We start from the raw sequence: 25,887 nt of genomic DNA on the forward strand, positions 1-25,887 counted from the left end.
AAGGAGTGTAAATGATTACTTACAACGAGTGTTTAAAAAAACTGGTGGAATTGGGGAAAGAATCCGGCTATATCACCTTTAAGCAAATTAACGATATTCTGCCCCCCAGCCCTTTCTTTCTGGATAAAGTGGATGATATTATCTTTGATTTATCGCAGGATGGAATAGAAATTATTGACGAAACCGAAAAACGCATTACTAAAAGCGGAGCATCTATTCGTAAACCAGCAACCACTAAAAAATACAAAAACAAACGCTATTACGATGACCCCGTAAGAATGTATTTAAGAGAAATGGGACGGGTTCCTCTGCTGGATAGAGAAGGCGAAGTGCGGGTTGCTAAAAAGATTGAGACCTATCAAAAAATGATCAATCAAAATGTGTTCAAATGCGGCAGCACTTTGCGGGAAATGTATAATTTCCTGCATCGCTACCGGGAACGCAGGGTGCGTTTAGACCAAATCTTCAAAGTGGATATCAGCACCTGGATAGATAAAAACCAGGATGCCAAAATTATAGATAAATTCAAAGAAATCCTTAAGGATAACGAAGAGAAATTTGAAAAAGTAGGCAATATTCTGGATAACTGCGAATTTGATGATACCGGCACTTCCAGCAGACAAGAAGAAATTGATGATTTACGGGCTCAGATTGTGAATACTTTTATGCAGCTCGCCTATAACGACAAACTTATTAAACGAATGGTTTACCGCATCCGTTCTCTGGTTGAACGCATTGAAGAAAGCTATGACAGCATCAATAACTTAACCCGCATCAAACGCTATACCATTGATGAAATATGTATGTATGGACGCCGTGCCAAAAAAAGCGATGAGGACTTTCAGGAAGTGCTGGACGAAACAGGAATTGACCCCAATGTCTTTGTGGAGACCTTACGCAAAATTAAAAATGCCAGACGCAAAATTCGGCGCGTGGAACTGGAAACCAAAATGACCGGCACCGAACTGATCTTCCTGCTGCGGGAAATTGACCGTGCCGAACGCAATAAAGAAAAAGCCCAAAATGAAATGATTGAAGCTAATGTCCGTCTCGTTATCAGTATCGCTAAACACTATAATAACCGCGGACTGGAATTTTTAGACCTTATTCAGGAAGGCAATACAGGATTGATGCGCGCCGTAGAAAAATATGATTACCGTAAGGGCTATAAATTCAGCACTTACGCTACCTGGTGGATTCGTCAGGCAATTACCAGAGCCATTGCTGACCAGGCAAGAACTATCCGCATTCCTGTGCATATGATTGAATCCATCAATAAAATTAACAGAACCAGCAGACGCCTGATGCAAAAACTGGGGCGCGAACCCTACCCCGAAGAAATTTCCGAAGTGCTGGATATCCCTGTGGAAAAAATTAAGAACATTATGTCAATCAGTAAAGAACCTGTCTCTTTGGATAAGCCCATCGGACACGATAGCGAAGATAGCATCCTGGGCGATTTTATTGAGGATAGGACAATTATTTCTCCGGAACGAATGGCAGAACGCTCACTCCTGAAAAAACAGGTGGATGAAGTTCTGAAAACATTAACTCCAAGAGAAGAAAGAGTTATTCGCCTCCGTTTTGGTATTGATGACGGCTATCATAGAACGCTGGAAGAAGTGGGCAGTATTTTTCAGGTTACCCGGGAACGCATTCGCCAGATTGAAGATAAGGCACTGAAGAAACTTCGCCATCCTTCCCGAGCGGCAATTTTACAGCAGTTTTTGGATAACTTCCATGTAAAATAGGGTAACAGGAGGATGCCTTTCCGGAAGGTTGACCTCCCGGTCAACCTCCTCTTGCACTCTATTTCTTTACAGAAAGGCACCCGGTAACGGCAAAACAGGGATTCCCCAAGAGAACGACAGGATGTTGTTCTTCCGATTTGTGGAGACGGAGGATGTCTTTTCCGGAAGGTTGACCTCCTGGTCAACCTCCTCTTGCACTCTATTTCTTTACAGAAAGGCATCCGGTAACGAAAAAACAGAGGTTACCAAAGAGAACGACAGGATGTCGTTCTTCCGATTTGTGGAGACAGAGGATGTCTTTTCCGGAAGGTTGACCTCCCGGTCAACCTCCTTTTGCACTCTCGTTCGTTACAGAAAGGAACTCGGTAACGGAAAAACAGGGGTCACCAAAGAGAACGACAAGATGTCGTTCTGCCGATTTGTGGAGCCGGAGGATGCCTTTCCCTGAAGGTTGACCTCCCGGTCAACCTCCTTTTGCACTCTCTTTCTTTACAGAAAGGCACCCTGTAACGAACAAACAGAGGTTACCCAAGAGAACGACAAGATGCCGTTCTTCCGTAAAGAATTGTGATTTTACTCCATATATTTTAGTAAAGTAGTTAGCAAACGGACGCCGGATCCGGTTGCACCGAAAGGAAAAATTCCCGTTTCCTTATCCACAAAGGCAGTTCCGGCAATATCAATGTGCAGCCAGGGTTTATCCTGAACAAATTCTTTTAAGAACAGACCTGCGGTAATAGCTCCGGCAAAGGGACCTCCGGAATTTTTCAGATCGGCTATTTCGGATTTCAGCAGATCCTTATATTCTTCGCAAGTGGGAAGTTGCCAAATATTTTCGCCGGTAAAAGCGGCAGCATTTTTCAATTGTTCCAGCCAGGATTCGTTATTAGTTAGCACAGCAGCATATCTATTTCCCAAAGCGCTAACTGCTGCTCCTGTTAAAGTGGCAATATCAATAATGCGGTCTGCGTGTTCTTTTTCTATGGCATAGTGGATTGCATCACATAAAGTTAAGCGTCCTTCAGCATCGGTATTTACTACTTCAATAGTTTTTCCGCTCATAGAAGTAATAACATCTCCAGCGTGATAAGCATCTCCCGAAATCATATTTTCACAGGCAGCAATGATGCCGATTACATTAACTTTCAGTTTCATAGAGGCAATGGCACTCATAGCTCCAAGAACTGCTGCAGCACCACCCATATCGTCTTTCATATTGGACATTCCCTGGGCACTTTTAATACAATAGCCGCCGCTATCAAAAGTGATGCCTTTGCCAATTAAAGCAATTGTATCCTGATGGTGGTCAGGATTTCCCAAATGACGCATAATAATAAGTTTCGGTTCATGAACTGAACCGCGTCCCACAGCTAAAAAGGCGTCCATTTTGATGCGTTTCAGTTTATCCAGGGAATGTACATCAATTGAAAACCCATATTGCAGCGCTGCCTGTTTAGCTGTTTCAGCAAGGGTTTCGGGAGTAATTACATTAGCCGGTTCATTAACCAGATTTCTGGCATAATTAGTTGTTTCGGCATAGATACGTCCTTCCACAATACCTCTGTTCAAATGGCGGGTATTTTTGGACAGGAACATATAATGCAAAGCTTCTATTTCGCTATCGTCTTTCCCTTTGCTGAGGTATTTATTAAACCTGTAGGAAACAATCAGAGCACTTTCTGCCAATACATGTCCAAAAGCCACTTCCGAAATAGGGCAGTTAAAACCTTGAAACAGAAAGATTTGTTTTGCCTTCAGCTTGCCTGCTAAACGAATGGCAGAACCTAAAAGCTGGCGAACCTTATTGGTATTAAGTTCGTTTTTATTGCCTCCACCCAAAAGAATGATGTTTTGCCTCTGCGTTCCGTTAATAACAGTGAAGTTTGCCAAACTCGCATACGCAAATTGGTAATCCTCCTTTTTGATATATGCCTGAATCAATTTAGCCAGTTCCGGTGGAAGTAACTCCACGCTATCCAAACGACCATTTTCATCCTGGAAGATAATCAGGCAATCCATATCTTCGGGAACTTTACGGATGATGTCAATCTTCATTATGAACTCCTTATTTTTATATTTGATTTTAAAAATCCTCAGTTAAGCTTAAATAATACATAGGTTTGGAAATACGGGAAAGGTCGGTAAGCCAGGCAATATCCAGTTTCAGAACAAAATAACCCAGGTTAATACGCGGTCCGAAGCCATAGCCAAATTTGATATCGTTTAGTTTGCCGTCAATCACACCCCTAAATTCGGAATTTTTATTCCAGGCAGTTCCAATATCGGCAAAAACGCTACCCCGAATATTGCGTAATTCCAAAGGTACGGGGAATGCCAGATTGATGTAATCAAAGAAGGGAAAACGCAATTCGGCAGAGCCCAAAATCATTTTCTCTCCGTCTATATCTTCATTTAATGCCCGCACACCATACAAACCGTCAAGATTAAAAAGTTGAGGTGATTCTCCGGTACTAATTCCTGCGCATAAACGACAAGCCAGAGAATAGCGTTTTTCAAAATAGTTGTAGCTGCGCAGATCAAGATAATTAGTATAATAATTGAATTCGTTTTTAGCAAAACTTTTCCTCATCAGATAATATAGCCGCCAGCCGATCATAGGTCCTGTAGAGCCATAAAGAGCATTATCGTGAACAAAAGCTATGCCCGGGGCTATAACAGTATCCGTATCTTCTTCCACATTCATAATCCAATTCTCGTTTTCTACATTTTCCGGAGGCAAATAGTCCCATTTCTGATTTACATAATATAATTGGCTGTCAAATTCCATCCGCCAGAAACGACTGAACGGATACCGGTAAATTAACAGCATTCCCAATTCGCGTTCTCGCAAGCGAAGGTAATGGTAGTCGCTTGCTTCATAATACCGGTAAAGGGTTTCGTCATAAAAGTTATAAACCCCTACTCCATAATCTGCTCTGTGTTTTAAGTTCAAAAAGGAGAGAAAGAGATTGCTATCCTCAATTTTTCCTGAAATACCCAAACTGATGCCTATTCCGTAATTGCCCATTAAATCACTCAAACTGAGGTCTAAAGCTCCCACGGTTCCCGCGTAGGAAGAATATGCCAAACCGCCCCAGATACTATCCAAAGCAAATTTGGTTTTATACTTATTTATTTGGGGGATAGCAGAAATTGAATCCGGTTTATCATCCCAGGAAAAATCTGGAACATACTTCAAAGTATCGCTATTATCCGTTTCAAAATTGGAAAGACGGGGACGGCGAATATTTTGTTGTGCAAATTGATTTCTTTCCGGACGCTGTGCTTTTGTCCTTTTACCGTAGTAATTTAACCGGTTAAGGTCTATCTCCTGAAAAAGGTTGTCTTCTCGTTCCGAACTTTGGGGCGGACTGCTTTCCGTATAAACTAAATTATCCAATGGGTTGTCGTCAAAATAGATATCCCAGGCACCGTCAAAGTAGTTACTCATTACCAGATAATTATCATCCAAGCTGATATCGCCATTCATAATACCGGCAATGCAATTGGTTAATTCAGCTCGCTGTCCCGTTTCCAAATCCAGAACTTCATAATTGGCAAGGTTATATTTATAGGACAGGAAAAGAAGCTTCTTTCCGTTCTCAGCCCAAAGAGGATTAAAGCAATCGTAGTTTTCAAAAGTGCGTTCCACAATCTCTCCGGTCTCAAGATTGAGGGTAAAAATATCGCGCTTCAGGTTAGCAAACAAACCGTAGTTATTTTCTCGCTGCTCTGTTTGGCGTTCACTATCGTAGGCAATGTATTTTCCATCAGGAGAAAACCGGGGATGGGTATCTTCATAACTGTCATCGGTTAATTGAGTTAGCTTTTCTGTTTGCAGTTCATAAAGATACAGGTCTGCCTGCATATTCTTTTGTCCTGCTAAAATAAGAGACCCTCCATCGGGAGCAACATCCGTTTCGTAAATTGCCTGCAGTTCAGGAATGCTGATGGTTTGCACTATTTTTTTACTGTTCACATTCAAAATCTGGATTTTATCACCGGTGGCGGTTTTAACTGCGAAAGCAATTCTTTGATTATCAGGAAACCAGGATAGAGCTGAACGCAAATAGTAAAATTCCTCTGCCTGGCTGCTTTTCTCACCTTTAAAAATCAATTGTGGTTCTGCTAATCCCTGAGTTCCTGCTAACCAAATACTATATCTGCCTTCAGCATTGGAATAATATATATAACGCTCGCCGTCGGGAGAAAAACGGGGTGCCAAATTAAAGTAAGAACCGTCTTTTTTATGCTCTGTTCTCTGCTCAAATTTTTCCATCGGGATGCTGTGATTATTGATAAGCGGATAGTAATCCCGCTTCAATTGAAATAACCAACGCGATTCCAGATTGTTAAAATCCATTCCGAAGACCTTTTTGGTTGCTTCGTCTATGTTATATGCTGCATGAATAGCGAAAAAATACTCAGAGACCTTTTCTCTTCCCCATTGTTCAGCAATGAAGGTTAAAAAACTTTCACCCATCCGGTATGCCAAATAGCCATCGGTTCTGCTTAATTTGCCAATGCTGTTATTTATCACCATATCCAAAAGATACATATTATTATAGTCATCTTCGCCGCCTACCGAAAGATATTCCGGAAGCCCTTCAGAAAACCAGAAAGGAAAAGAAGTAGGCCTCAACATTGAATTGGGATTCATATAGCGGTTATCCATCGCATTGATATAGGCATGCGTCAATTCATGCGCCAATAGTTCTTCCAGAGCAGCATAACTGCCATCAAAGGGAACTACAACTCTATTATGTAAACTTTCGGTAAAACCGCCGATGCCTTCTGTTAATAGATTGTAGGTGATGTTAGTGCTCAAAAATTCCGTCTTGGTGCTATAGAAGACAATCGGTATCCGGGTTAAAATTGGAACTTTAAATTCCGCCTTGATATAATAATAAACATCCTCTGCCATTAAAGCTACCGTGCGTCCAAACTGAACCTCCCCCGCCGGAAAATAGATATCAAAATGCATCGTTTGAATTGTGGAGAACTCCTGAGGAGCATAATTAACTTTATTTTGGCCAAAACTATAGGCAAAACAAGCGCCGTAGAACAAACAAAGGACTATCAAACAGCTAAGCGGTTTTTTCATTATCTATCCTAAAATACGCTGAATTTAATGTATTTTTGGGGGTTTTCTTGAATATCTTTAAGCAGGGCATTAAGATTATCGGTAGCAGCATCAATTTTTTCATATAACTGCTTGTCATTCAACAATAAACCGGCGGTGCTTTCGCTCTCCGTAAGAGTTTTGGCAGAACGATTCAGGTTATTTGCCAAAATCCTTAAAGAATCCAAAGTTCCGGAAAGATTGTTAAGAGCGGAATTGCTTTCTGCAATAGTAAGTTTTAAGGGTTCTTTATTTTCTGCTACCACTTCCTGCAGGGAAGAAGTTAACTGCTCAATCTTATTCAAAGTAATAACAAGTTCCTGCTTTGTCTCTTTAGCAGCGCCGCTAATTTCTGTTACTGTATTATCGGCATTTTGCAGTAACTTTTGAGAGCTTTGCATTATCCCCCGGGGAGAATTTATGATTTGCAAAGTAGCTTTCAATTCATCCAAACCGGCTGATGCCTTACTCATTAAAGCCATCATACCTTCCGGAGAACTGCCTCTCTGCAATATTTTTCGGTTCAGAGGTGCTGTTCCTGTTCCTGGAATGATGTTTAGTGCTTTTCCTCCCATCAAAGAGCTATCCGCTACCTGAAAATTAGTTCCTTCTTTCAGCAGTATTTCACTTTTGATGCTGACAGTAACAATAACCCTATCCTGGCTGGCAGCTATGCTTTTAATTCTGCCTACTTCCATTCCGCGATACATTACTTTATCGCCAATTTCCAAACCCATCACATCCGGAAAGGCAATTTGCAGTTCATACTGTGAGCTTACAGCTAAACGGCTGGTTAGCCATAAATAACCTAAAACCAGGATAATGCAGATAATAAGAGTCCAAATACCCGTTTTTATTTGCACGCTGCGCAGGTTAGGATAAAATTTCTTCATTCCCTATCAGGTCTTCAGCTGTTTCTTTTCCGCAGCAGGAAAAAGGACATTATTCAGGATTAAACGATAGCCGGGAGAATTCTTATGCAGTTCCAGGATTGTTTCCGGATCACCTACTTTATGCTGATAGTCCTCAGGATCGTGACCGCCATAAAAAGTGAAAGTGCCTTTACCAACATTGCCATGAATATATTTAACTTCGTTCTGACCAGGAACTTCCGCCAAAATAATTACACTCTTCTTCACTTTGTCTTTAAAAAAGGAAGTGGTCTGCCCTAAAAAACCGTTAATTACATTTGTATGACATTGAGTAAGCATTGTGGGCACAGGATCATACTTTGCACTGAAATCAAACAGCTGAAAATAATCTGCTTCGGGACCTCGTAAACTGGAATAATCACTGGCATCTATATCGGAAAATTCATATTCATAGGGATTGGGTCGCAAAGTAAAATTCTCAAAGGCAAAAGTGCGGGAAAAATCCAGCTTACTTTGATATTGGGGGTCTATGCCATCACCGTCAATAGCAGCATCTACAATATCTACATCTTTGGCTGCTAAAGCAATATCATAAGTATCCGTAGCTGCACACATAGCGAACATAAAACCGCCGTTTATTACATAGTTGCGTATTTTTTCCGCTACTGAATGTTTCAATTGCCAAACCTTGGCAAAACCGTGTTTAGCTGCCATTGCTTCATTTACGCGCACATCATTCTGATACCAACTGGTATTTCTATAGGAACCATAGAACTTGCCATACTGACCTGAAAAGTCCTCATGGTGCAAATGCAGCCAATCATATTCCGGAAGCTTACCTGCCAAAACCTCATCATCCCAAATCCGATCATATTCAATTTCGGCATAATCTAAAGCCATAGTTACAGCATCATCCCAGGGAAGAGCATTCGGAGGGATATAAACCGCTATTTTAGGTTCTTTTTCCAGAGCAATGCTTTCCATATTGTTTGCCTGAATTTCTGTTAAAATTGCCGCGATGGCAGAGGAGGATATATTCTCGTAACGAACCCCCCGGATATTACAGAGAGCTGTTAAATTACCCGAATCGGGAAAAAGAAAACTGCCTCCCCGATAGTTTAACAGCCACCTGCCGACAAGATGTTCTTTCAATCCGGCAAAAGCAATGCCATAAGCTTTCAGGTGATTGGTCTGGGTGTTATCCATCGGAATTAATATTTCAGCAGATACGGGCATAGCTATCCCGCTGCATAATATTGTGAAAATCAGCAGAATAGACCATTTCCCTTTCCCCCTTGCACACACCAATGCTTTTCTGAACAAGGATTCATCCTCCTTATACCGGCTTAGCATTTATAAAGCTTATTTTTAAGTCCTAAAACGCAATACTGTGCTCTGATGTCAAGATAAATCTCATCCCCACCGAAAACACTTCCCACCCAACTCTTCATTCCTTTCAGCTAAACCAATAAATTAGCCAAGGAACATAGAACAAAGCAATAAAAATGGAAATAGAAACAATCGTAGCGGCAAACTCTCTATCCAAATTTTCCAGATTGGAAAAAATAAGAGTATTAAAACCGATAGGTAAAGCAGAACAAACAGTTACTACCGTTCCGGTTATTCCTTTTAAACCCAAAAGAGCAGAAAGGGCAATTCCAATTCCCAAGCCCACGCCCATTCTAATGAAAATGGCAATTGCTGCTTTCCCGATATTACAGCGTCGGGGATTAAAATATAGCCCCAGGGCGATCATCATCAAAGGCACGGTTGGTTGCCCCAGCAAATTCAAAAAGTTTAAAGCCAGAGGAGGCATCGGCAGCCGGGATAATTTCCAGGATAGGGCAATTACCAAAGCCCATAACGGAGGCAAACGCAAGAACTTCTTCCACTCAACTTTCCCTGTTTTTCCGTTATCTCCATATTTTATGGCATTGTAATAGGTGAAAGTAAAAATCATAAAGGTATTGCCAATATCAAACAGCGACGCTCTGGCAAGTCCTTCATTGCCAAAAGCGGCAAAGAAAAAAGGCAGAGCATAAGCTGTATTCATAATCATTGTACCCACCAGAAAACTGCCGAAAGTGGTTTTCTCCATCTTCAAGTATTTTCCTGTAATGCGGGAGATGCAATACATTGAAAAAACCACGATAACAGCCGTGAAAGGAATTAATGCCATCTCCGCTTGCAGCTGAATGTTCGCAATTGCAATAATCGTTAACGCGGGTAAACAAACATTCAGCACTACCCGTAAAAGCACTGGAGCATCATCTTTAGACAATAGTTTCAGCAGTTTAAAGGCAATACCGATAAAAAAAGCCAGAATGAGGGGAATTATCTTTTCAATAAAAGGATTCATCGGGAAGGTGGAAAATAGAAGGTGCGAAACAGCAGGTTAAATTGCTCTTCCAGGTTTTGATTGTAAAGTTTATCTCTTTCGCCAAGCTCTTTCCTTTTTTGCCACGAAGGGTCTTGGGAAAGCGTTTCTTCCAGCTGCCATTTATGTTTGAATTCTCTGTTTTCCAGTTTTATTAGTGCCTCCAGCTGCTTTTGACTAAAATGATTTGCCAACCCTTTATCCAAAAGCAGTTTCGTGTTTACCTGCAAAGGATACACTTCCGCAATGCGAATAATTTTCAGCATTTCGGAACGCGAAAAATATTTCTCGCCCCCTAATTCTTTATACACCTCCATCTCTCTATCAAATCTATGACCATTAACAGATGAGAGATGGCTTGTATCCAGCCCTTCTTTTTCTATTTGCTGAATAGTTATGCGGTTGAAAGTATAAACCGTTTGCTGAAAGACAGTTTGCTCAAAAACATTCTGAACGATAAACAAAGCAATGAAAGCAAAGACAAAAGCAATCACCGGGGCAGCTATCCAAGCCAGCGAAACCTTGCCTAAGATATTGTAACGAATATTCTTGCCACCTTTCACAAGACCAATTCCCACAACCGCTCCAACGATTACTTGAGTAGAAGAAACAGGCACTAAAGGAAGGGGAGGCAAACCTATACTCAAAAGCAGATTTTGCAACCCCCGCGAGGCAAAGATAAAAAGCACAATCGCTTCAGCCGTTACAGCTATGAGAGCAGTTACAGGAGAAAGATGAAAGATGTCCTTCCCCACGGTTCGCATAACTTTTTGAGAATAGGTGTATATTCCTACAATAATTGAAATTGCACCTAAAATATAGAGCTGCTGCACCGCCGAAAGAGTAAAACCACCTAAATTAAGATCTTTGAAAGGAGTTACCGGCACAAAAACCCCAACAACATTAGCAATATTATTGGCTCCTAAAGAAAAAGCACCAAAAGCCCCAATTACAATTAAACCCAAACGCGTATAAACATCCTGCTCCAAAAGATGAATCCTACCCCTATTGATGATGGGACGAATTAAGTAGAAAAGCAAAGCAGCAATAATTCCGGAAAGCACAAAGGCAATAACCCAGCTGGAAACAATAGTTAGTAAACTACGATAATCGGTTAACCGACCTGAAAAATAGTTCCAGCCAATAATTGCACCTACAATTGTTTGGGAGGTGGAAACCGGAATGCCTGTTCTAACAATAGCGGTAATTGTTAAGGCAGCTGCCAGGGCAACTGTGAAAGCACCTCCTAAAGCATCAACACTACCCAAACGACCCAAAGTTCCGGAAGGACCGCTGCCCTCCAAAACCGCTCCTAAAAAGATGAAAATAGAGGCAATTAAAGCAGCGGTCTTGAATTTCAACATTCTGGTTTCTACCGCAGCACCAAAAATATTGCCTGTATCGTTAGCCCCTAAAGACCAACCTAAAAAAAGTCCGCTGAGTAAATAGATAAATATCATTTAGAGCTGGCGCTTAATTACATAAATGGAAAGACGGTCACAAACAACTTGTGCGTAATCCGAAATTTTTTCTATATGATTGGCAAAATAACGCAGCTGACTTTTTTGAGAGAGTTCAATATCCATATTGAATATTTCCCTCCGCAATCGTTCCCCTAAGTGATCTGCTTCGCGCTCAAAAAAATAGACCTTATGAATGTAATTATTAACGGCAGCCAGGTCTCTAAAAAAAGAACGCACCGCAAAAGAAAGCTGTTCTACAGCATTACTTGAGGACTTAGTAGTTTGCATCCACAGGTCATTTAAGCAATTAGGAATTTGGGGCAGTTCAATGGAAAACTGCACCAGCGAATCCTTAATATTATCAATAACTTCATCGGTATTTTCCAAAATAGCAAGAACATCACCTCTGTTTTCAGGAATCAGCGTGCGTTCATAAAGAAAGCGTTCAATGCTAACTCTTAAATCATCTGCCCGATGTTCATTTTCCCTTATTTGGGCAAGACGGTTTTCAAATTGGTCAATCCGGTTATTGAGATAATCTTCAATTGCCAGCTCAAAAGTGGTAGAGGAATCGCTTAAAATATCCAGAAAAGCATCAATTTGCGTTTCAATAAACCGGGTAGTTTTTAAAATTAAAGCCATCTTCTCTCCCTGAGAGTTATAATTTCATCAATTTTATGATATTAACCAGAAAAAGAGGCACTACTTTCTGTCAAGCAGGAAAATAAAAAAGGTTAGCCAGTGAAGTGAAAACCAAGCCCTCAAGACCTCCCGCCCCCAAGACCTCTCGCCCTCAAGACCTCAAGACCTCTCGCCCTCAAGACCTCAAGACCCCTCGCCCCCAAGACCTCAAGACCAAAACTGTCTTATCGCACTAACAAACGCATCAACATCTTCCCTGCAGCTAACAGTTACCCTTAAGCAATTTTGCAAACGCGGATGAGAGCCCACATCCCGCACGGCAATATCCTTCGTTAAAAGATAGCTAAAGAATTCAGGAGTTCGTTCATAAAGAGAAAAAGTGAGGAAATTGGTAGCAGAGGGATAAACCTTGATATTTTCTTTTGTCTTTAAGGTGGAAAAAAGCTCTTCCCGAAGCTTAATTGTCTGTTGCACCTGGTTTTGAAATATCTCCCGGTTTTCCAGAATAGTGAGGGCAAAAACCTGATTCAAAATAGAAGTATGAAAGGTAGTAAGCACTTTAGAAAGCTCATAAATATTTTCCGCTGAAGAAATTGCATAGCCAAAACGCAATCCCGCCGCAGAAAATGCCTTGGAAAAAGAACGCACTAAAATCAAATTGGGATATTGCCCTAATTTTCCTGCCAGAGTTTTACCCGAAAATTCAAAATATGTTTCATCTACCAGCACCAGTTTCTCTGGCAGAGCTTCAATTATCTGCAATAATTGCTCTTCGGAAAACAAATTGCCGGTAGGATTATTAGGATTGCATAACACGGCTAAACGGCAATCGGGGTTACCGGCAAGTTCAAGATATTTTTCCGTGGAGAAACTGAAATCTTCGTTCAAATCCAATACGCACATTTTCAGACCCACCATAGCGCTAAAGGTTTGATAATCAAAATAGGAAGGTGCCAGGGAAACAGCATAGGAATTATCGGTTTCGCGCACTGCCAGAAAAATATGGTATAAAATATCGTCAGCGCCATTTCCCCAAAGCACATTTTCTTTATTTAACCGATTGCCAATATAGGAAGTTAACGCTGAATGCAGTTCATCGGTAACGGAAGAGAGATAACGGTTTAGCTCAATTTTATCCATCTTGGCTAAAAATGCCTGCATAATTGCCTGATAGGGATTTAGGCAGCTTTCGTTCAAACACATCATTCTTTTCCGCACGGGAACGTTAATTTTAGAGGGTTTTTTATTCTGCAAATCACTCCGGAAATAGGGCATTATTTTCTCTCCTTTTATGAATATTATAAGTTGAAACAGGGAAAAAGCAAAAGTGTAATTCGCAATTAATAAAAAGCCACGGGAGGAGTACCCGTGGCTTTGTCTGTGTGTTGCTGAGGAGGGATTATTAGGGGCTTGTTTGTGTTCAGTTTATTTTTTGGGAGGTAATTTTCCTTCCGGCATTCCGAAGAATTCACATTCGCCGCATTCATTACAATTTTCCTTATTCTGCTGTTTGAATTCTTCAGCATTTTTATTGAATTTTTGTTTATGCATACCACCCTGAAACTGGGGCATATTTTTTTTCAGGGTTGCTTTTTGTTCAGCAGTAAGTTCTTTCATTCTATCAGCCAGAAAATCCACTTTAGCATCGGCTAAGACATTTTGTTTTGCGGTAATTTGTTTGTTCAATTCCTTTGCGCGCTGGTAGTTTTCATCTCTCAATGCCTTCTGTAAGTCAATTCTTAAATTTTCAATTTCGGCTTGCAAAGTGTTTTTGGTCTTTTCAAAATTGATTTTCAGCTCTTCAAATCTTTTCTTTTGAGCATCGGTAAGTTTCAATTCCTCAAGGCATTTCTGCATAGTCATTTCGGGGTTCGGGCTTTTAATTTCTTCTGTCTTGGCTCTTGAATTAGAGCGATCTTTAGGGGCATTTGTTTGGGCAAGTAAGGCACCGCAAACAAATATCAGGGTAAGGGTTAGGAACATTATTTTTTTCATTTGTTTCTCCTGTCTTGGGATATATTTTTTCTGTTTAAGCGTTTTTTGGCAAATTCAGCTCGGCGCTGGAAGTGTTCTTTTGCTTCTTCTGCTGTTAAGGTCTTACGATAGGCAACCATTCTTTCCGCCAATCTTCTTTCCAGATTGTTTTGCGCCACCAGGGAAGAATCAATTAAAACATTAACTGTTGTCATATCTACGGGGTCTTTTGCCAGTTCCAGCATTAAGGAATGTTTGATATTTTCAAATTGATTCCTTAGCTTCCCGATTTCTTCATCCCGTTCAAAAGGAGGGTGACCAAAAGGAGGATGAGGACCACGCATTTCTGCTTCTTTTACAGGTGGTTGAGGATGGGGGTGAAACCAATGCAAATAAATGAAACTGCCAATAACGGCAAGATTGAAACTGACCGAAATCAGCAGAATTATTATTAACCAGCGTTTACTCACCTTGTTCTCCATTTTTCGTTATGTTGTCCAAAATTGTGTTTTCACCAAATTCACCATAAGCAACGGAAGTGTAAATAGTGGTTTCTTCTTTTGCGGGACTGGCAATATTATAGCTGACGGAGCCGACTTTAATGCCAGCCCATAAGCTTAAAGCAATAGTGAGCATTGCTGTAACGGGGGTAAGTTTATAGCGACGGAAAAACCCGGGACGACGATTATCAAGACGGTGCACCTTATCCATAATTTGTCCGTGAACCCAGGCAGGAAACTCTTCTTGGGGCAGAGCAGAAAGCATCCGCTTCAGTTTGGTAGCATTTCTCAGATAAGCTTTGCAAGCAGGACATTGATCCAGATGGGATAAAAGTTTTATTCCGGAACGGTCATCCAGTTCGCCATCAAGCTTTTTTTCCAGATAGCGTTGAGCTTTACTGCATCTCATTTTTCTGCTCCTTTATCAAATTTTGTTTCCACTTATTATACTCTTCCCTGCTCACTATCCTGCAAAACTTTTTTCCTCAAAATCCTTTTTGCCCTTACCAGCAATGATTCCACGGCTTTTATGCTAATCCCCAAAGTAGCAGAAATTTCTTTGTAGGACATTTTTTCGTAATACTGTAATTGAATTACGGCTGCCAAACGCGGAGGCAAAGCGGAGATAGCATTTTTTAAGACAGAGAAATCCTGTTTGCCGGGATTGCCAGATTTTTCCGGAATTTGGTTGAATTTATCCGGCTCCAAATTTACATAGCGGGATTTCTGCTTCAGAAAACTGAGACATTTATTGTGCGCAGTTTTGTAAGTATAGGCAAGGGCAGTGTTTTCATCAATGCGTTCCAGATTTTGGTAAACCGCCAGGAAAACATTCTGCACGATGTCTAAGGCATCCTGCTCATTAGCACATATAGTTAGAACATAATGATAGATGCGCTTTTCGTTGGTTGTTAAAAATGCCTCAAAGTGTTCTTTTTTCATTTCGCTTATTTTTTTCTTTTTTTCTATTCTCTTAATTTCTGTTGTGCAAAAAACAGACCAAACCTGCAATAAAACTTGCTAATGTAGCCGGAACTTATTGTTATTCCGGAGGGTTGACCTCCTGGTCAACCACCCTAATTGCTATTTTCTACTGAACGACGAGGACATTATCTTCCGGAGGGTTGACCTCCTGGTCAACCACCCTAATTGCTATTTTCGTTACCGAAAAAACCTTGTTTCTTTTGAACGACGAGGACGTCGTTCTTCCGGATAAAAAACCCTGGTAGCAATTGAACGATGAGGACTTCATCTTCCGGAGGGTTGACCTCCTGGTCAACCACCCTGATTGCTATTTTCTACTGAACGACGAGGACATTGTCCTCCGGAGGGTTGACCTCCTGGTCAACCACCCTGATTGCTATTTTCTGCTGAACGACGAGGACATTGTTCTTCCTGTTTTTTCAAAACTACCCAAAAACAAACCTTGACCAATTTCTACATTTTCAATTACAAGTATCAGCTAAGATGATTAATAAAAGCATTGTTTATCTCTCCCGCAAATACTTAAGCGGACGCAAAAGCAAAGGCATCGGCAAAACGCATTATCTTTGCCTGATTGGTATTACTTTGGGCGTTTTAGCTCTGCTTTGTGTAACTTCCGTAATGAATGGTTTTCGTTCCGATATCTATAACAGGATCACCGGCACTTTTTCTCAGGTTCGCATTACAGCAGATGCCGGAGCCACCGTTAAGGACTATCCTGTTCTCTGTAACCAGTTGCAAGATATGAAATTTGCTGCCAGTCCCGTAATTCGCAATGAACTTTTATTAAAATCAGGGCAGGTTATTTTACCGACATTGTGTTTTGGTATTGAACCTGATAGACACAAAAAAGTTTCTTCCCTGTTGCGGATAGCGGATAATCCGCACAGAGAAATAATCCAGGGCATTTTAGCGGGAGATATTGTTCCCGAAACATTTAACGCTTCAGGAATTGCTTTAGGGGCTGGTTTAGCTTCTCAATTGGGGGTATATTTGGGAGATGAAATTCAGGTTTTATCTCCTGTTTTCAATATTCCAACCGCTTTTGGAATGATCCCTCATATTCGTTTTCTGAAAGTGCAGGCAATCTTTGCGGCAGGAATGCCCGAATACGACCAAAATTTCAGTTTTATGAGCATAAACACGGCTGCCTTTTTTGCTTCCTATTCGCCTGGTGAAGCGGATTATATTGAAGTGAAACCTGTTACAACCTCTTTATCCAAGAACATTATGTCCTCTCTAAAAAAGAGCTTTCCGGGTTATCAGATTGAGGATTGGAGCAGTTTTGATCCCAATCTCTATGCTGCCATCCGCTTTGAAAAATTCCTGATGTTTGTAATTATGCTTTTTATGTTTATCATCGCCAGCTTTAATTTAACGGGAAACCTGCTGAAAACTATTTCCCAAAAGAAACGGGAACTGGGGCTGCTAAAGGCATTGGGCTTAACCGATAAAGACCTGCAGGGCTTATTTTTGTTGCAGGCGCTTTTTTTATGTTCCGTAGGAATTATAGTTGGGCTTAGTTTGGGCTCGTTTTTACTGCTCATCCAAAAATATACGGGAATTATAAAATTGGGTTCTGGCAGCGGCGAGGCAATTATTCTTCCCGTGAAATTTTTGTTCACAGATTATGCCCTGATAGTCGTTGTAGCTTATATTATAACCATTTTAAGCGTGCTATTGCCTCTTAAGCGTCTCAGCAAAATAAACGCGGTAGAACTAATTAAACGAGCCGTATAAACCCCTTTCCCTTTATAATTCGCTCCCGATATTTTGCCAAATAGATTCCCGTATCTTTCCCGTATCGCAATATGGGAACGATATGGGAATGATACAAGATGCATATCCCCGCCAGGAAAGGAATTTTTTAGAAAATACATCCTGCGAAGGCAGTTAAATTTGCAAAACGATATCACCTTTACCAGGCAACCTATCCCTTTTCTTCCAATTTCTTCAGCGTTTTCTTCATTTCTTCTTGACGCCAAGAGCGTTTGCGAAAAAAAAGGTAACTATGCAAACTATAGATGTTTTACCGATAATTCTCGGGCTGCTTATCTTACCCTGCCTGTTTTCTTGCGTGCAGGCAAAGGGAAATATGTATCCTCTTGATTCCAAATACATTAAGGCAGAAGAGCTGAATGCGGAGCTGGATCAAATCGTGCAAATTAAGCCGGAATATGCCGAAAAAAGGATTATCGGTTTCAGTAACGCTGAAAATCTACCTGTTTATGCTTTGCAATTAGGGAAAAAAGATGCTGCTAAGGCAATTTTGGTAATTGGCCAACATCACGGTGAAGAAGTTTTGGGAGTTAATATTTCGCTTGCTTTGGCGGAAAGGTTGTTAAGCGGCTACTCAAATGCGGAAAATAAATCTCATCTTTTAGAGCATTACCAGGTTTGGATAATTCCCACTTTGAATCCCGAGGGCTTTAGGATTGTAAGTTCCGGAATACTAAGAAATAAACGCAAAAATAACCGCGATACCAATAATAATCATCAGCTTGATTTACGCACCGACGGAGTAGATTTAAACCGTAATTATCCTGTTTTCTGGGAACTGGATACGGAAATGGAAAGCAACAGCCCCTATTATAAGGGTTCTGAACCCTCCTCCGAAAGTGAAATAAAAGCCATCATCACGCTGGCTCAACAACAAAACTTTGCTTTGGCAATATTCTTGCATAGTTCCATTTCCGGCGTTAGCAGCGAAAAAATATTCCTGCCTGCCAAGGGAAACGGCTCGGAGCTTTTTCAAAAGGCATCTTCTTTAGCCGCTGTTTATGCTGCTTCTGCTAAAAAGGACTATTTGAAAGGAAATTATGAGGTCTATACAGGTTCCACCTCTGAAGTTGGCAATGCGCGTAATTATTTCTTTCACCGGTATGGAACTCCGGCTTTTTTAGTGGAAATTGGAGGCAAAAATAAACGCGGACAAAGCATTATCCATCCCTCCAACGCAATGCTGGAAAAGGTTGTAGCAAAAAATGTGAAAGCGATGATGAATGTTTTTACAGAGCTGGAAACTCAGGAAGCGAAATGAAACTGAAAATAAACTTTAGCATTACTAATAATTATAGCTTAACATTTATGTCCGTAGTGTAACTCAAAGCTCGGGAGGTAACAAAATGAGGCAAATTAAATGGATTGTGCTTATCGCACTGCTCTTTACTCTTTCCTGCCAAAAAAAGGAAAGTGCAGAAAAAAAACCGCTGCTTTTAGCTTCCATTCATCCCTACGAACTTGTCCTAAAACAACTTGCGGGAAATGAATTTGAAGTGCAATGTATAATACCTCCAGGTGCCTCTCCTCATACCTGGTCTCCGCGTCCTGCCGATTTGAAAAATCTCCATTCCGCTGCTTTCATTCTTGCCAATGGTTTAGGATTGGAAACAAATCTGGAAAAGAATTTCAGGGAAAGAAAAGATGTCTATGTGGAGGCAGCCACTTTGTTGAAAGACCTTATCCCTCCGGAGGAAAAAGAATTGTCCCCGGAAGAAGATAATCCTGAGCATCTTGAACAACATCATCATCACGGTCAAAATCCTCATCTCTGGACCTCTCCCGCTTTAATGATTCGCCTGATTGGTTTTCTGGAAAAAGAACTTAGCACCCGGTTTCCCAATTCCGCTTATGTATTTAAAAACAATGCTCAAAAAATGCAGCAGGAACTTGGTGATTTAAGTGCCAAAATTGAGAAAGAAAGAGCCCAGTATGATAATCCTGCAATAATTACCTATCACGATGCTTTCCACTATTTTCTGCAGGAATATAATCTTGAGGAATTGGGGTTTGTGCAGGAAAGTCCCGGTAAAGAACCCACTCCTGCAGACCTTTCTCGCTTGGGTAAGATAATACAAGAACATAATGTAAAAGCCATTTTTCTGGAACCGCAAATGGATAAAAGAGCCGGGGAAACCCTTGCCCAAGAATTTAGCTTGAAATTACTCACGCTTGATCCTTTAGGCAGTGACGGCAAGGCACAAACCATTACGCAGCTGATAGATAATAACTGGCAAAAGATGAAAATGGGATTTTAGCAACACTAATGATTCAAATTAAAGACCTGCAATACAAAATAAACGGCAAGATAATTCTGGAAGATATTTTTCTGGAACTTGCTGAGGGTGAATTTGCCGCTATTATAGGTCCTAACGGAGCCGGAAAATCAACTTTGATAAAATTGATACTCGGCTTATTGGAACTGAAAGAAGGCAGCATTTTGATTGATGGAGTAGAGCACTATAACTGGCTGAAAAATAATACTATTGGTTATCTGCCCCAATATGAGGAATTTGATAATGCCTTTCCGGCAACCGCTTTGGATATTGTTTTAATGGGCTTGGCAGGTCAGCTTCCCTTAGGGGCTCATTTTAATAAAAATCATAAACAAAAAGCAATGGAAGCATTGGAACAAACAGGAGTTGCTCATCTGGCAAAAGAATTGATGGGAAAACTCTCCGGAGGGGAATTACAAAGAGTTTTTTTAGCCCGCGCCATTGTTACTGAAAGCAAATACTTAATTTTGGATGAACCGGAGGCAAGCTTAGACCGTCCTTCCGTGGAAAGTTTTTTTGCTCTGCTGAAAGAATTGAATAGCGCTGGCAAAACAATTATTACCATTTCTCACGATTTAACTACTCTCTCCAAATATTGCAGTTTTCTGGTTTGCTTAAATCGCCGGTTGCATTGTCATAGCCAAACTGAACTTATTGATGCAGATGTGATTCATAAGACCTTTGGTGATAGTTTGCGGATTATTGAAAAGGATTATTAAACTAAAATGTTTAGCTTTTCGTTTCTGATTTACGCTTTTTTAGGGGCATTACTATCGGGAATTTCTTTGGCTGTGTTTGCTCCATTTGTCACTCTCCGGCGGATATCCTATTTGGGTGAAGCGCTTTCCCATATTGCTTTTGCCGGAATTGCTTTGGCTATTATAACCGGTTTGAATTTAACTGTAACAACCCTGTTTTTTGTGATGCTGATTGCTTTGGGAATTACTTTGCTGGCAAAGAAGCATAACATTCAGGAATCCAATACGATAACTATATTTCTGTCCTTAAGTATGGCGCTGGGTATAATCCTGATATCTATTTCTAAAAATTACAGTTTTGACCTCTCCAGCTACCTTTTCGGCAATGTGTTGCTGGTTACCAAAAGCGAAGTAATTTCCCTGGTTGTATTATCCGTTTTAAACATTGCCTTCGTCTGTTTTTTCTATAAGGAACTGTTCTATTTAACTTACAATCCTGTAATGGCAAAGGTCTATCGGATTAAAACAGACCTGGTAAACCTGATTTTTATGCTGCTTTTGGCTGCCAATATCGTTATCAATGTTAAAAGCGCGGGAATAATTCTGGTTACGGCTCAGCTGATTCTGCCTGCAGTGATTGCATTTAATTTTGTCCATCAGCTTTCTAAAGCTATATTTATTTCTATCCTGGTGGCTATATTTTCCGCTTTTATAGGATTTTATTTTAGTTTTCAGCTGAATTTACCTACCGGAGCTTGTATTGTTGTTTTTGAAGCGCTTCTCTATTTTATATCTTTATTATGCACGGAAGGTTGATGTCCCGGTCAACTAAACACTGGAGGGTTGACCTCCCGGTCAACCAAACTCGGAAGGTTGATGTCCCCGTCAACTAAACACTGGAGGGTTGACCTCCCGGTCAACCAAAAACCCCGGAAGGTTGATGTCCTCATCAACCAAAATCCCCGGAAGGTTGATGTCCTCATCAACCAAACACTGGAGGGTTGACCTCCCGGTCAACCAAAACCCCGGAAGGTTGATGTCCCGGTCAACCAAATCCCGGAAGGTTGATGTCCTCATCAACCATTTCTAAAAACCGACCCGATATCTTTTTTCCTGGAAAAGGAAGGAAATTATGAAGAATTTAGCCCGACATCTGTTACCTCTGTTAATTGGTCTTGTTTTTGCCTCAATAATTTGGCAGGTAGGAGAAACTATGCTTGCCGATTTTTGGAACAAAACCTCTTTAAGTATTTTTGGCAGCTCTTTTGTGGAGCTCCCGACAATGGATAAAAACGGCATTCCGATGCAATATTATCCTTCTGCAGGAAAGGTTTATAATCCTGAACTTATTGCCTCTCAGGCCTCCCGCTTCTATAAAACCCGCATTGAGGAAACCCGAAAAAATGCCTTTTTGCTTTATAGTAAATGGCTGGAAGATAATCTGGATGCAAACGGCAATATTCCTGATAATTATGATTATCCGAAAGTAGGATTAAAAAAACCCTGGTATAGTGCTGCAGGCAATAGTGCAACTATGCTTGCTTTGGCTGAAAGAGCTGGTAACCTGCATAATCCGGAAACCTTTATTAAAGCCCAAAAAATGCTCTATAACCTGCAACCTGAAAAAGGCAATTTCAGCTTTTACGAAAAAGACGGGGGTATCTGGTTTCAGGAATTTCCTACTGAACCCTATTCTCTTTACGGAATGCTGAAAACCCTGGCAAATCTTGCCGAATATCAAAAATTGGTAGAAGATAGCTTGTCGCTAAAACTTTTTCAACAAGGCACTATTGCCCTGAAGGCAAAGCTGCCGCAGCTGGCAAAGGAAAACTTGCTGGACGATAAATATCACTATAAAAACAAACGCATTGAACACATAGAACTTGTTTCGCTTCTGGAAGATGTGAATGCTGCCACGCAGGATTCTGTTTTCACTCCCTATATCCAAACCTATAAAGCTAATAACAAACAGTTTGTCCTGTTCCAGTTTTTCAGTCCTTTCCAGCCGGGAAGAATAATTGGTTTTCTCTTTGGCTGGGCAATTCTGTATCTAATTGCCTACCTCTTTTTAAAGCCCAAGAAAGATAGAGAATTATAGCCATCAGGACAGCCGGGTTAATGAATTCTTTATAAGCTCGTTTCGGTGTTTTCGGTGCCTTCGGTGGCTTATTTGTTTTCGGTGTCTTCGGTGCCTTCGGTGGCTTATCTAACTTCGGTGTCTTCGGTGTCCTCGGTGGCTTATTTGTTTTCGGTGGCTAAAAAAAATCCCGGGCATTTCACCCGGGATTCTTTAACTTGGCTCTCCTTCCAGAGTTCCTATTTAGTCATTAGCATCTTTTTGCTTTGCTGGAAATTATCAGTTTTCATAAGGTAAATGTAAACTCCACTGCCAACTGTTTTACCGGTATCATCTTTGCCGTCCCAGTTCGTTTTAAAAGTTCCAGCTGAATTGTGAGTGTTTGTAAACGAGCGTATTCTTTGTCCTTTGGAATTATATATTTCCAAAGTTACAGTCGTCGGTTCCGGGATACTGTAGCTTAAAACTGTATTGGGATTAAAAGGATTGGGATAGGCATTATACAATTTGGTTACGATTGGAAATTCAGGAGTTTCGGGTTCAGAACCATTTTCTCCAGTTGTAACGGAAACAGGACCAAAATATTGCGTTTCACCATTTAACGCAATGCTTTCCAACCAGTAATAATATACCGTATTAGAAGCAAATTCAGAATCAGTAAATTTATAGCTGGTTTGCGTTCCCAGTTCAATTCCTTCGTTTATTAAAACTGGATTTATCTTAATAGCATTTGCATAATTTCTATCTTCGCTACGCAAAATGTTATAACCGCTATGATTTGTTTCCGATTGGCTTACCCAGCTAATAGTTACATAACCTTGGGTAGCGTAAATGGCATTAAAATACGAAAGCTCTACAGGCAAAGTGGATTCTGCATTTATGGGAAAAACAATATCCACATCACCATTGGCTTTGGCTTCCAAGATAAAGCTGACTATTTCAGCTGTCCAGGTTCCCGGATTGGAAATTATCTGATATGTTTCACTTGGTAAAATCCGATAGGCAATCTGCGCAGGAATAAAGCCAAGCGAATGAGTAATCGCGATATTTTTACCGGTAAGATTAACCCCTGAACTGCTTAACTGAATAACTAACCCGGCATTGGGTAAACCAATTCCTTCAGAAGCTAAACTGGCAACGGCAGTTATTTCAGTTTCACCTTCCAAACCGGAAATTTCTACACTGGGATTTACAGGAACTTCATTAATAGTAACAGTTCCAGCATCAACTACGGTTGTTCCGGTGGTAGTAAAATTCCATACAGGACATTCATTGGCATCCCCAATTTGGTTTACAGGAACTACCTTCCAGAAATATGTTGTTCCATAAGCAAAAGCTGATGGAGTGTAATGTGGCGATAAACATTCTACAGGTGTTCCGGGAAGGGTTTGTCCCAAATATAATTTATAGGAAACAGGTGCATTAGCTCCCGCATCCCAATACAGTTTTGTATTCAGAGCTACATTTTGAGCATTATTTTCAGGAATAGGATTCAGTGCTGCCGATGGACAATTAGTGAAAGCAGCAACTTCCATATTATTTAGCATAACATCACTATCTGCATTAGATATTGTTGAACCAACATAAAATGCAAATCTACAATGTCCACTATGTCCTGCTAAAGGAATAACTACTTTTTCTCCACTGATTCTGATATCATTATAAACATAAGAAGAACCCGTATTATTCCATTCCCGAACAATATTGGCTGTGGACCAGCTATATCCATCACCAATTAAAACGGCAATTCTATCATCAGGAGCATAAACTGGAGGCGTTCCGGTTGGGGTTTGATTATATTTTAGCACTGCCAAATCAAAAGAAAGATAATAGGTATCATCCGGAATATTAAAAAGAGGAGAAATCAACCACCCGTTAATTGAACCCCAAATATTTAATCTGGCTGCTTTATCCGTTCCGGTAATATTCAGCCAGTCATCCTGTTCCCATAAACTTGAGGGATTTAAAGAAATGGGGTCTTGCAAAACACCGGTTCTTGTTAACCAATCACTATTGGGAGGAACAGCACTATCAAAACTCTCCTGATAAGGAAAAGTGGCAATAGCAGGATCGGCTACTGCAGTAAAACTCCATATAGGACAATTCTGCGCTTCACCAATAATATTAACAGGTATCACTTGCCAGTAATAGGTAGTGCTGTAATTGAATCTGTTTGCCGGTGTGTATTTGGTAGTAGTAACAACTTGATTTAAGGCAATATTGGTAGGGGGATTATCCGTTCCGAAATTGATCTTATAACTAAGAGGTGAACCACCTCCGCTGGACCATTTAAGATATTTGTCAATTGCTATATCGGTGGCAAGATTTGCTGGATCAGGATTTATAGCAGGATTGGGTGCTTGCGTTGGAGGAGTGATAATTTTGAAGCTGGGATGATTGTTGGAAGTAGCTCCAGTGGTGTTTGGAAAAGTAGTTCCGGTTCCGGACTCTTTGTAAACTGCCATATTGCTTTTAGAGGCATAATAAAACTTGGGATAACCACTGCTGATTTTGCTGCCATCTCTGTTTTCCCAAACAATATCTAAGCCCACATAACCATCCCAGGTAAAATTGAAAGGCGTGGTTAAAACTATCTCCATCCAACCTGGCCCGGCAAAAGTTATACTGCCATCATAGACCTTAGTAAATGAAGTGCTGCCCCCGGGATTGGGATAACTGGTTGAACTAGATAGGGTACTGCTATAATTGTAACCAAAATAGACCTTCTGATTATCCATAGTATAATCGGAAACATCATTGTTAACTTTAAAAGCAATGGAATAAATAGTAAATGAACCGGTTATTCCAGCACTACTCATCTCCGTTGCTGTAAAAATAAATCGGCTCCATCCATAATTTGAATTTCCGTTAACGGGAACATGATAGCTATTAGAGGTGCCATCTACAATGGTATATTCCGTGGCAAAGAGAAAACTGCTCATCGCTAAAACAACAAGCAGAACTACAAGTGTTTTTTTCATTTTAATCTCCCTTATTAGTAGGTAGTAGTAAAAAATTGTTTTCCTGATTGACCATATAATACACCGCTCTCCTTACAATGACCACTATCATTATATGAAAAGAGCGGAACCGAAATAACATCTGCATAAGATTTCCGGTAAAAAAAGATTGTTTCTTTTACCATAAATTCATCCTAAATATCTCCCTATTGCCTTTTGCGATAACTTTTCGCTACTCTCGCTTCCGGCAAAGGCATCATTCCTGTTGCGGGATTCTAACTTGAAACCTATGTTTTCCATCTTGATAAACTCCTTATCTATGCAGTCATTTATCGTTTTTCCCAAGCTTTGGCAGAACTCTTCGCTTGCCACACAAACACTGCAAACTATTCCTCTGATATTGTCAAGAACT

At 40.6% G+C, this 25,887-nt stretch carries 20 protein-coding genes; 7 read left to right on the forward strand and 13 right to left on the reverse strand.

Annotation, left to right across the window (positions count from 1 at the left end):
- Positions 1-11 precede the first annotated feature (11 nt).
- Entirely contained in the window at positions 12-1,751 is a 1,740-nt protein-coding gene (gene rpoD / locus PLE33_03840) for an RNA polymerase sigma factor RpoD (protein ID HPS60375.1), read from the forward strand.
- 573 nt (positions 1,752-2,324) lie between these two features.
- Here the strand turns inward: rpoD and PLE33_03845 are convergent.
- The 12 genes from PLE33_03845 to PLE33_03900 form a co-directional block, all read right to left on the reverse strand.
- Positions 2,325-3,806: a leucyl aminopeptidase gene (locus PLE33_03845; GenBank protein ID HPS60376.1), complete on the reverse strand. Its 1,482-nt coding sequence runs from the start codon at positions 3,804-3,806 to the stop codon at positions 2,325-2,327.
- A 28-nt stretch (positions 3,807-3,834) separates the two neighbouring features.
- Complete coding sequence (locus PLE33_03850; GenBank protein HPS60377.1) at positions 3,835-6,855, reverse strand: BamA/TamA family outer membrane protein; 3,021 nt, start codon at positions 6,853-6,855, stop codon at positions 3,835-3,837.
- A gap of 8 nt (positions 6,856-6,863) precedes the next feature.
- Entirely contained in the window at positions 6,864-7,766 is a 903-nt protein-coding gene (locus tag PLE33_03855; GenBank protein HPS60378.1) for an MlaD family protein, read from the reverse strand.
- A gap of 6 nt (positions 7,767-7,772) precedes the next feature.
- Positions 7,773-9,068: an asparagine synthetase B gene (locus PLE33_03860; GenBank protein HPS60379.1), complete on the reverse strand. Its 1,296-nt coding sequence runs from the start codon at positions 9,066-9,068 to the stop codon at positions 7,773-7,775.
- Between the two features lie 133 nt (positions 9,069-9,201).
- Complete coding sequence (locus PLE33_03865) at positions 9,202-10,104, reverse strand: AEC family transporter (GenBank protein ID HPS60380.1); 903 nt, start codon at positions 10,102-10,104, stop codon at positions 9,202-9,204.
- Complete coding sequence (locus tag PLE33_03870) at positions 10,101-11,582, reverse strand: inorganic phosphate transporter (protein HPS60381.1); 1,482 nt, start codon at positions 11,580-11,582, stop codon at positions 10,101-10,103. Before PLE33_03870 ends, PLE33_03865 begins: the two co-directional genes overlap by 4 nt.
- Entirely contained in the window at positions 11,583-12,227 is a 645-nt protein-coding gene (locus PLE33_03875) for a DUF47 family protein (GenBank protein ID HPS60382.1), read from the reverse strand. It lies immediately after the preceding gene.
- A 207-nt stretch (positions 12,228-12,434) separates the two neighbouring features.
- Complete coding sequence (locus PLE33_03880) at positions 12,435-13,502, reverse strand: histidinol-phosphate transaminase (GenBank protein HPS60383.1); 1,068 nt, start codon at positions 13,500-13,502, stop codon at positions 12,435-12,437.
- Between the two features lie 150 nt (positions 13,503-13,652).
- Positions 13,653-14,222, reverse strand: a complete 570-nt coding sequence (locus PLE33_03885) for a hypothetical protein (GenBank protein HPS60384.1) — start codon at positions 14,220-14,222, stop codon at positions 13,653-13,655.
- Positions 14,219-14,671: a hypothetical protein gene (locus PLE33_03890; protein HPS60385.1), complete on the reverse strand. Its 453-nt coding sequence runs from the start codon at positions 14,669-14,671 to the stop codon at positions 14,219-14,221. The genes PLE33_03885 and PLE33_03890 overlap by 4 nt, the downstream gene beginning before the upstream one ends.
- Positions 14,664-15,110, reverse strand: coding sequence for a zf-HC2 domain-containing protein (locus PLE33_03895; protein ID HPS60386.1), 447 nt, complete (start codon positions 15,108-15,110; stop codon positions 14,664-14,666). The genes PLE33_03890 and PLE33_03895 overlap by 8 nt, the downstream gene beginning before the upstream one ends.
- Before the next feature lie 35 nt (positions 15,111-15,145).
- Entirely contained in the window at positions 15,146-15,643 is a 498-nt protein-coding gene (locus PLE33_03900; GenBank protein HPS60387.1) for a sigma-70 family RNA polymerase sigma factor, read from the reverse strand.
- Positions 15,644-16,168: 525 nt separating this feature from the next.
- Here PLE33_03900 and PLE33_03905 point away from each other — a divergent pair.
- The 6 genes from PLE33_03905 (at position 16,169) to PLE33_03930 (ending at position 22,536) form a co-directional block, all read left to right on the forward strand.
- Positions 16,169-17,425: an FtsX-like permease family protein gene (locus PLE33_03905; protein ID HPS60388.1), complete on the forward strand. Its 1,257-nt coding sequence runs from the start codon at positions 16,169-16,171 to the stop codon at positions 17,423-17,425.
- Between the two features lie 271 nt (positions 17,426-17,696).
- Complete coding sequence (locus PLE33_03910) at positions 17,697-18,725, forward strand: M14 family metallopeptidase (GenBank protein ID HPS60389.1); 1,029 nt, start codon at positions 17,697-17,699, stop codon at positions 18,723-18,725.
- A gap of 85 nt (positions 18,726-18,810) precedes the next feature.
- A complete protein-coding gene (locus PLE33_03915; protein HPS60390.1) occupies positions 18,811-19,722 on the forward strand; it encodes a metal ABC transporter substrate-binding protein in 912 nt (303 codons plus the stop codon).
- A gap of 8 nt (positions 19,723-19,730) precedes the next feature.
- Positions 19,731-20,459 (forward strand): ABC transporter ATP-binding protein, encoded by a 729-nt coding sequence (locus PLE33_03920; GenBank protein HPS60391.1) that lies wholly within the window; start codon positions 19,731-19,733, stop codon positions 20,457-20,459.
- Positions 20,460-20,465: 6 nt separating this feature from the next.
- Positions 20,466-21,254: a metal ABC transporter permease gene (locus tag PLE33_03925; protein HPS60392.1), complete on the forward strand. Its 789-nt coding sequence runs from the start codon at positions 20,466-20,468 to the stop codon at positions 21,252-21,254.
- Between the two features lie 316 nt (positions 21,255-21,570).
- Complete coding sequence (locus PLE33_03930; GenBank protein ID HPS60393.1) at positions 21,571-22,536, forward strand: D-glucuronyl C5-epimerase family protein; 966 nt, start codon at positions 21,571-21,573, stop codon at positions 22,534-22,536.
- 218 nt (positions 22,537-22,754) lie between these two features.
- Here the strand turns inward: PLE33_03930 and PLE33_03935 are convergent, their stop codons facing one another.
- Positions 22,755-25,496: a T9SS type A sorting domain-containing protein gene (locus PLE33_03935; GenBank protein HPS60394.1), complete on the reverse strand. Its 2,742-nt coding sequence runs from the start codon at positions 25,494-25,496 to the stop codon at positions 22,755-22,757.
- Between the last annotated feature and the right edge of the window lie 391 nt (positions 25,497-25,887).

Origin of the sequence: Candidatus Cloacimonas sp. (assembly GCA_035403355.1) — a bacterium.
Classification (GTDB): Bacteria; Cloacimonadota; Cloacimonadia; order Cloacimonadales; family Cloacimonadaceae; genus Cloacimonas.

What these genes read in the sequence shown, in the direction of transcription:
- PLE33_03880 (HPS60383.1), bottom strand. Translation starts at nt 13,502, where the DNA reads ATGCCCTATTTCCGGAGTGATTTGCAGAATAAAAAACCCTCTAAAATT.
- PLE33_03875 (HPS60382.1), bottom strand. Translation starts at nt 12,227, where the DNA reads ATGGCTTTAATTTTAAAAACTACCCGGTTTATTGAAACGCAAATTGAT.
- rpoD (HPS60375.1), top strand. Translation starts at nt 12, where the DNA reads ATGATTACTTACAACGAGTGTTTAAAAAAACTGGTGGAATTGGGGAAA.
- PLE33_03900 (HPS60387.1), bottom strand. Translation starts at nt 15,643, where the DNA reads ATGAAAAAAGAACACTTTGAGGCATTTTTAACAACCAACGAAAAGCGC.
- PLE33_03865 (HPS60380.1), bottom strand. Translation starts at nt 10,104, where the DNA reads ATGAATCCTTTTATTGAAAAGATAATTCCCCTCATTCTGGCTTTTTTT.
- PLE33_03885 (HPS60384.1), bottom strand. Translation starts at nt 14,222, where the DNA reads ATGAAAAAAATAATGTTCCTAACCCTTACCCTGATATTTGTTTGCGGT.
- PLE33_03935 (HPS60394.1), bottom strand. Translation starts at nt 25,496, where the DNA reads ATGAAAAAAACACTTGTAGTTCTGCTTGTTGTTTTAGCGATGAGCAGT.
- PLE33_03930 (HPS60393.1), top strand. Translation starts at nt 21,571, where the DNA reads ATGAAGAATTTAGCCCGACATCTGTTACCTCTGTTAATTGGTCTTGTT.
- PLE33_03850 (HPS60377.1), bottom strand. Translation starts at nt 6,855, where the DNA reads ATGAAAAAACCGCTTAGCTGTTTGATAGTCCTTTGTTTGTTCTACGGC.
- PLE33_03870 (HPS60381.1), bottom strand. Translation starts at nt 11,582, where the DNA reads ATGATATTTATCTATTTACTCAGCGGACTTTTTTTAGGTTGGTCTTTA.
- PLE33_03845 (HPS60376.1), bottom strand. Translation starts at nt 3,806, where the DNA reads ATGAAGATTGACATCATCCGTAAAGTTCCCGAAGATATGGATTGCCTG.
- PLE33_03910 (HPS60389.1), top strand. Translation starts at nt 17,697, where the DNA reads ATGCAAACTATAGATGTTTTACCGATAATTCTCGGGCTGCTTATCTTA.
- PLE33_03905 (HPS60388.1), top strand. Translation starts at nt 16,169, where the DNA reads ATGATTAATAAAAGCATTGTTTATCTCTCCCGCAAATACTTAAGCGGA.
- PLE33_03920 (HPS60391.1), top strand. Translation starts at nt 19,731, where the DNA reads ATGATTCAAATTAAAGACCTGCAATACAAAATAAACGGCAAGATAATT.
- PLE33_03895 (HPS60386.1), bottom strand. Translation starts at nt 15,110, where the DNA reads ATGAGATGCAGTAAAGCTCAACGCTATCTGGAAAAAAAGCTTGATGGC.
- PLE33_03855 (HPS60378.1), bottom strand. Translation starts at nt 7,766, where the DNA reads ATGAAGAAATTTTATCCTAACCTGCGCAGCGTGCAAATAAAAACGGGT.
- PLE33_03915 (HPS60390.1), top strand. Translation starts at nt 18,811, where the DNA reads ATGAGGCAAATTAAATGGATTGTGCTTATCGCACTGCTCTTTACTCTT.
- PLE33_03925 (HPS60392.1), top strand. Translation starts at nt 20,466, where the DNA reads ATGTTTAGCTTTTCGTTTCTGATTTACGCTTTTTTAGGGGCATTACTA.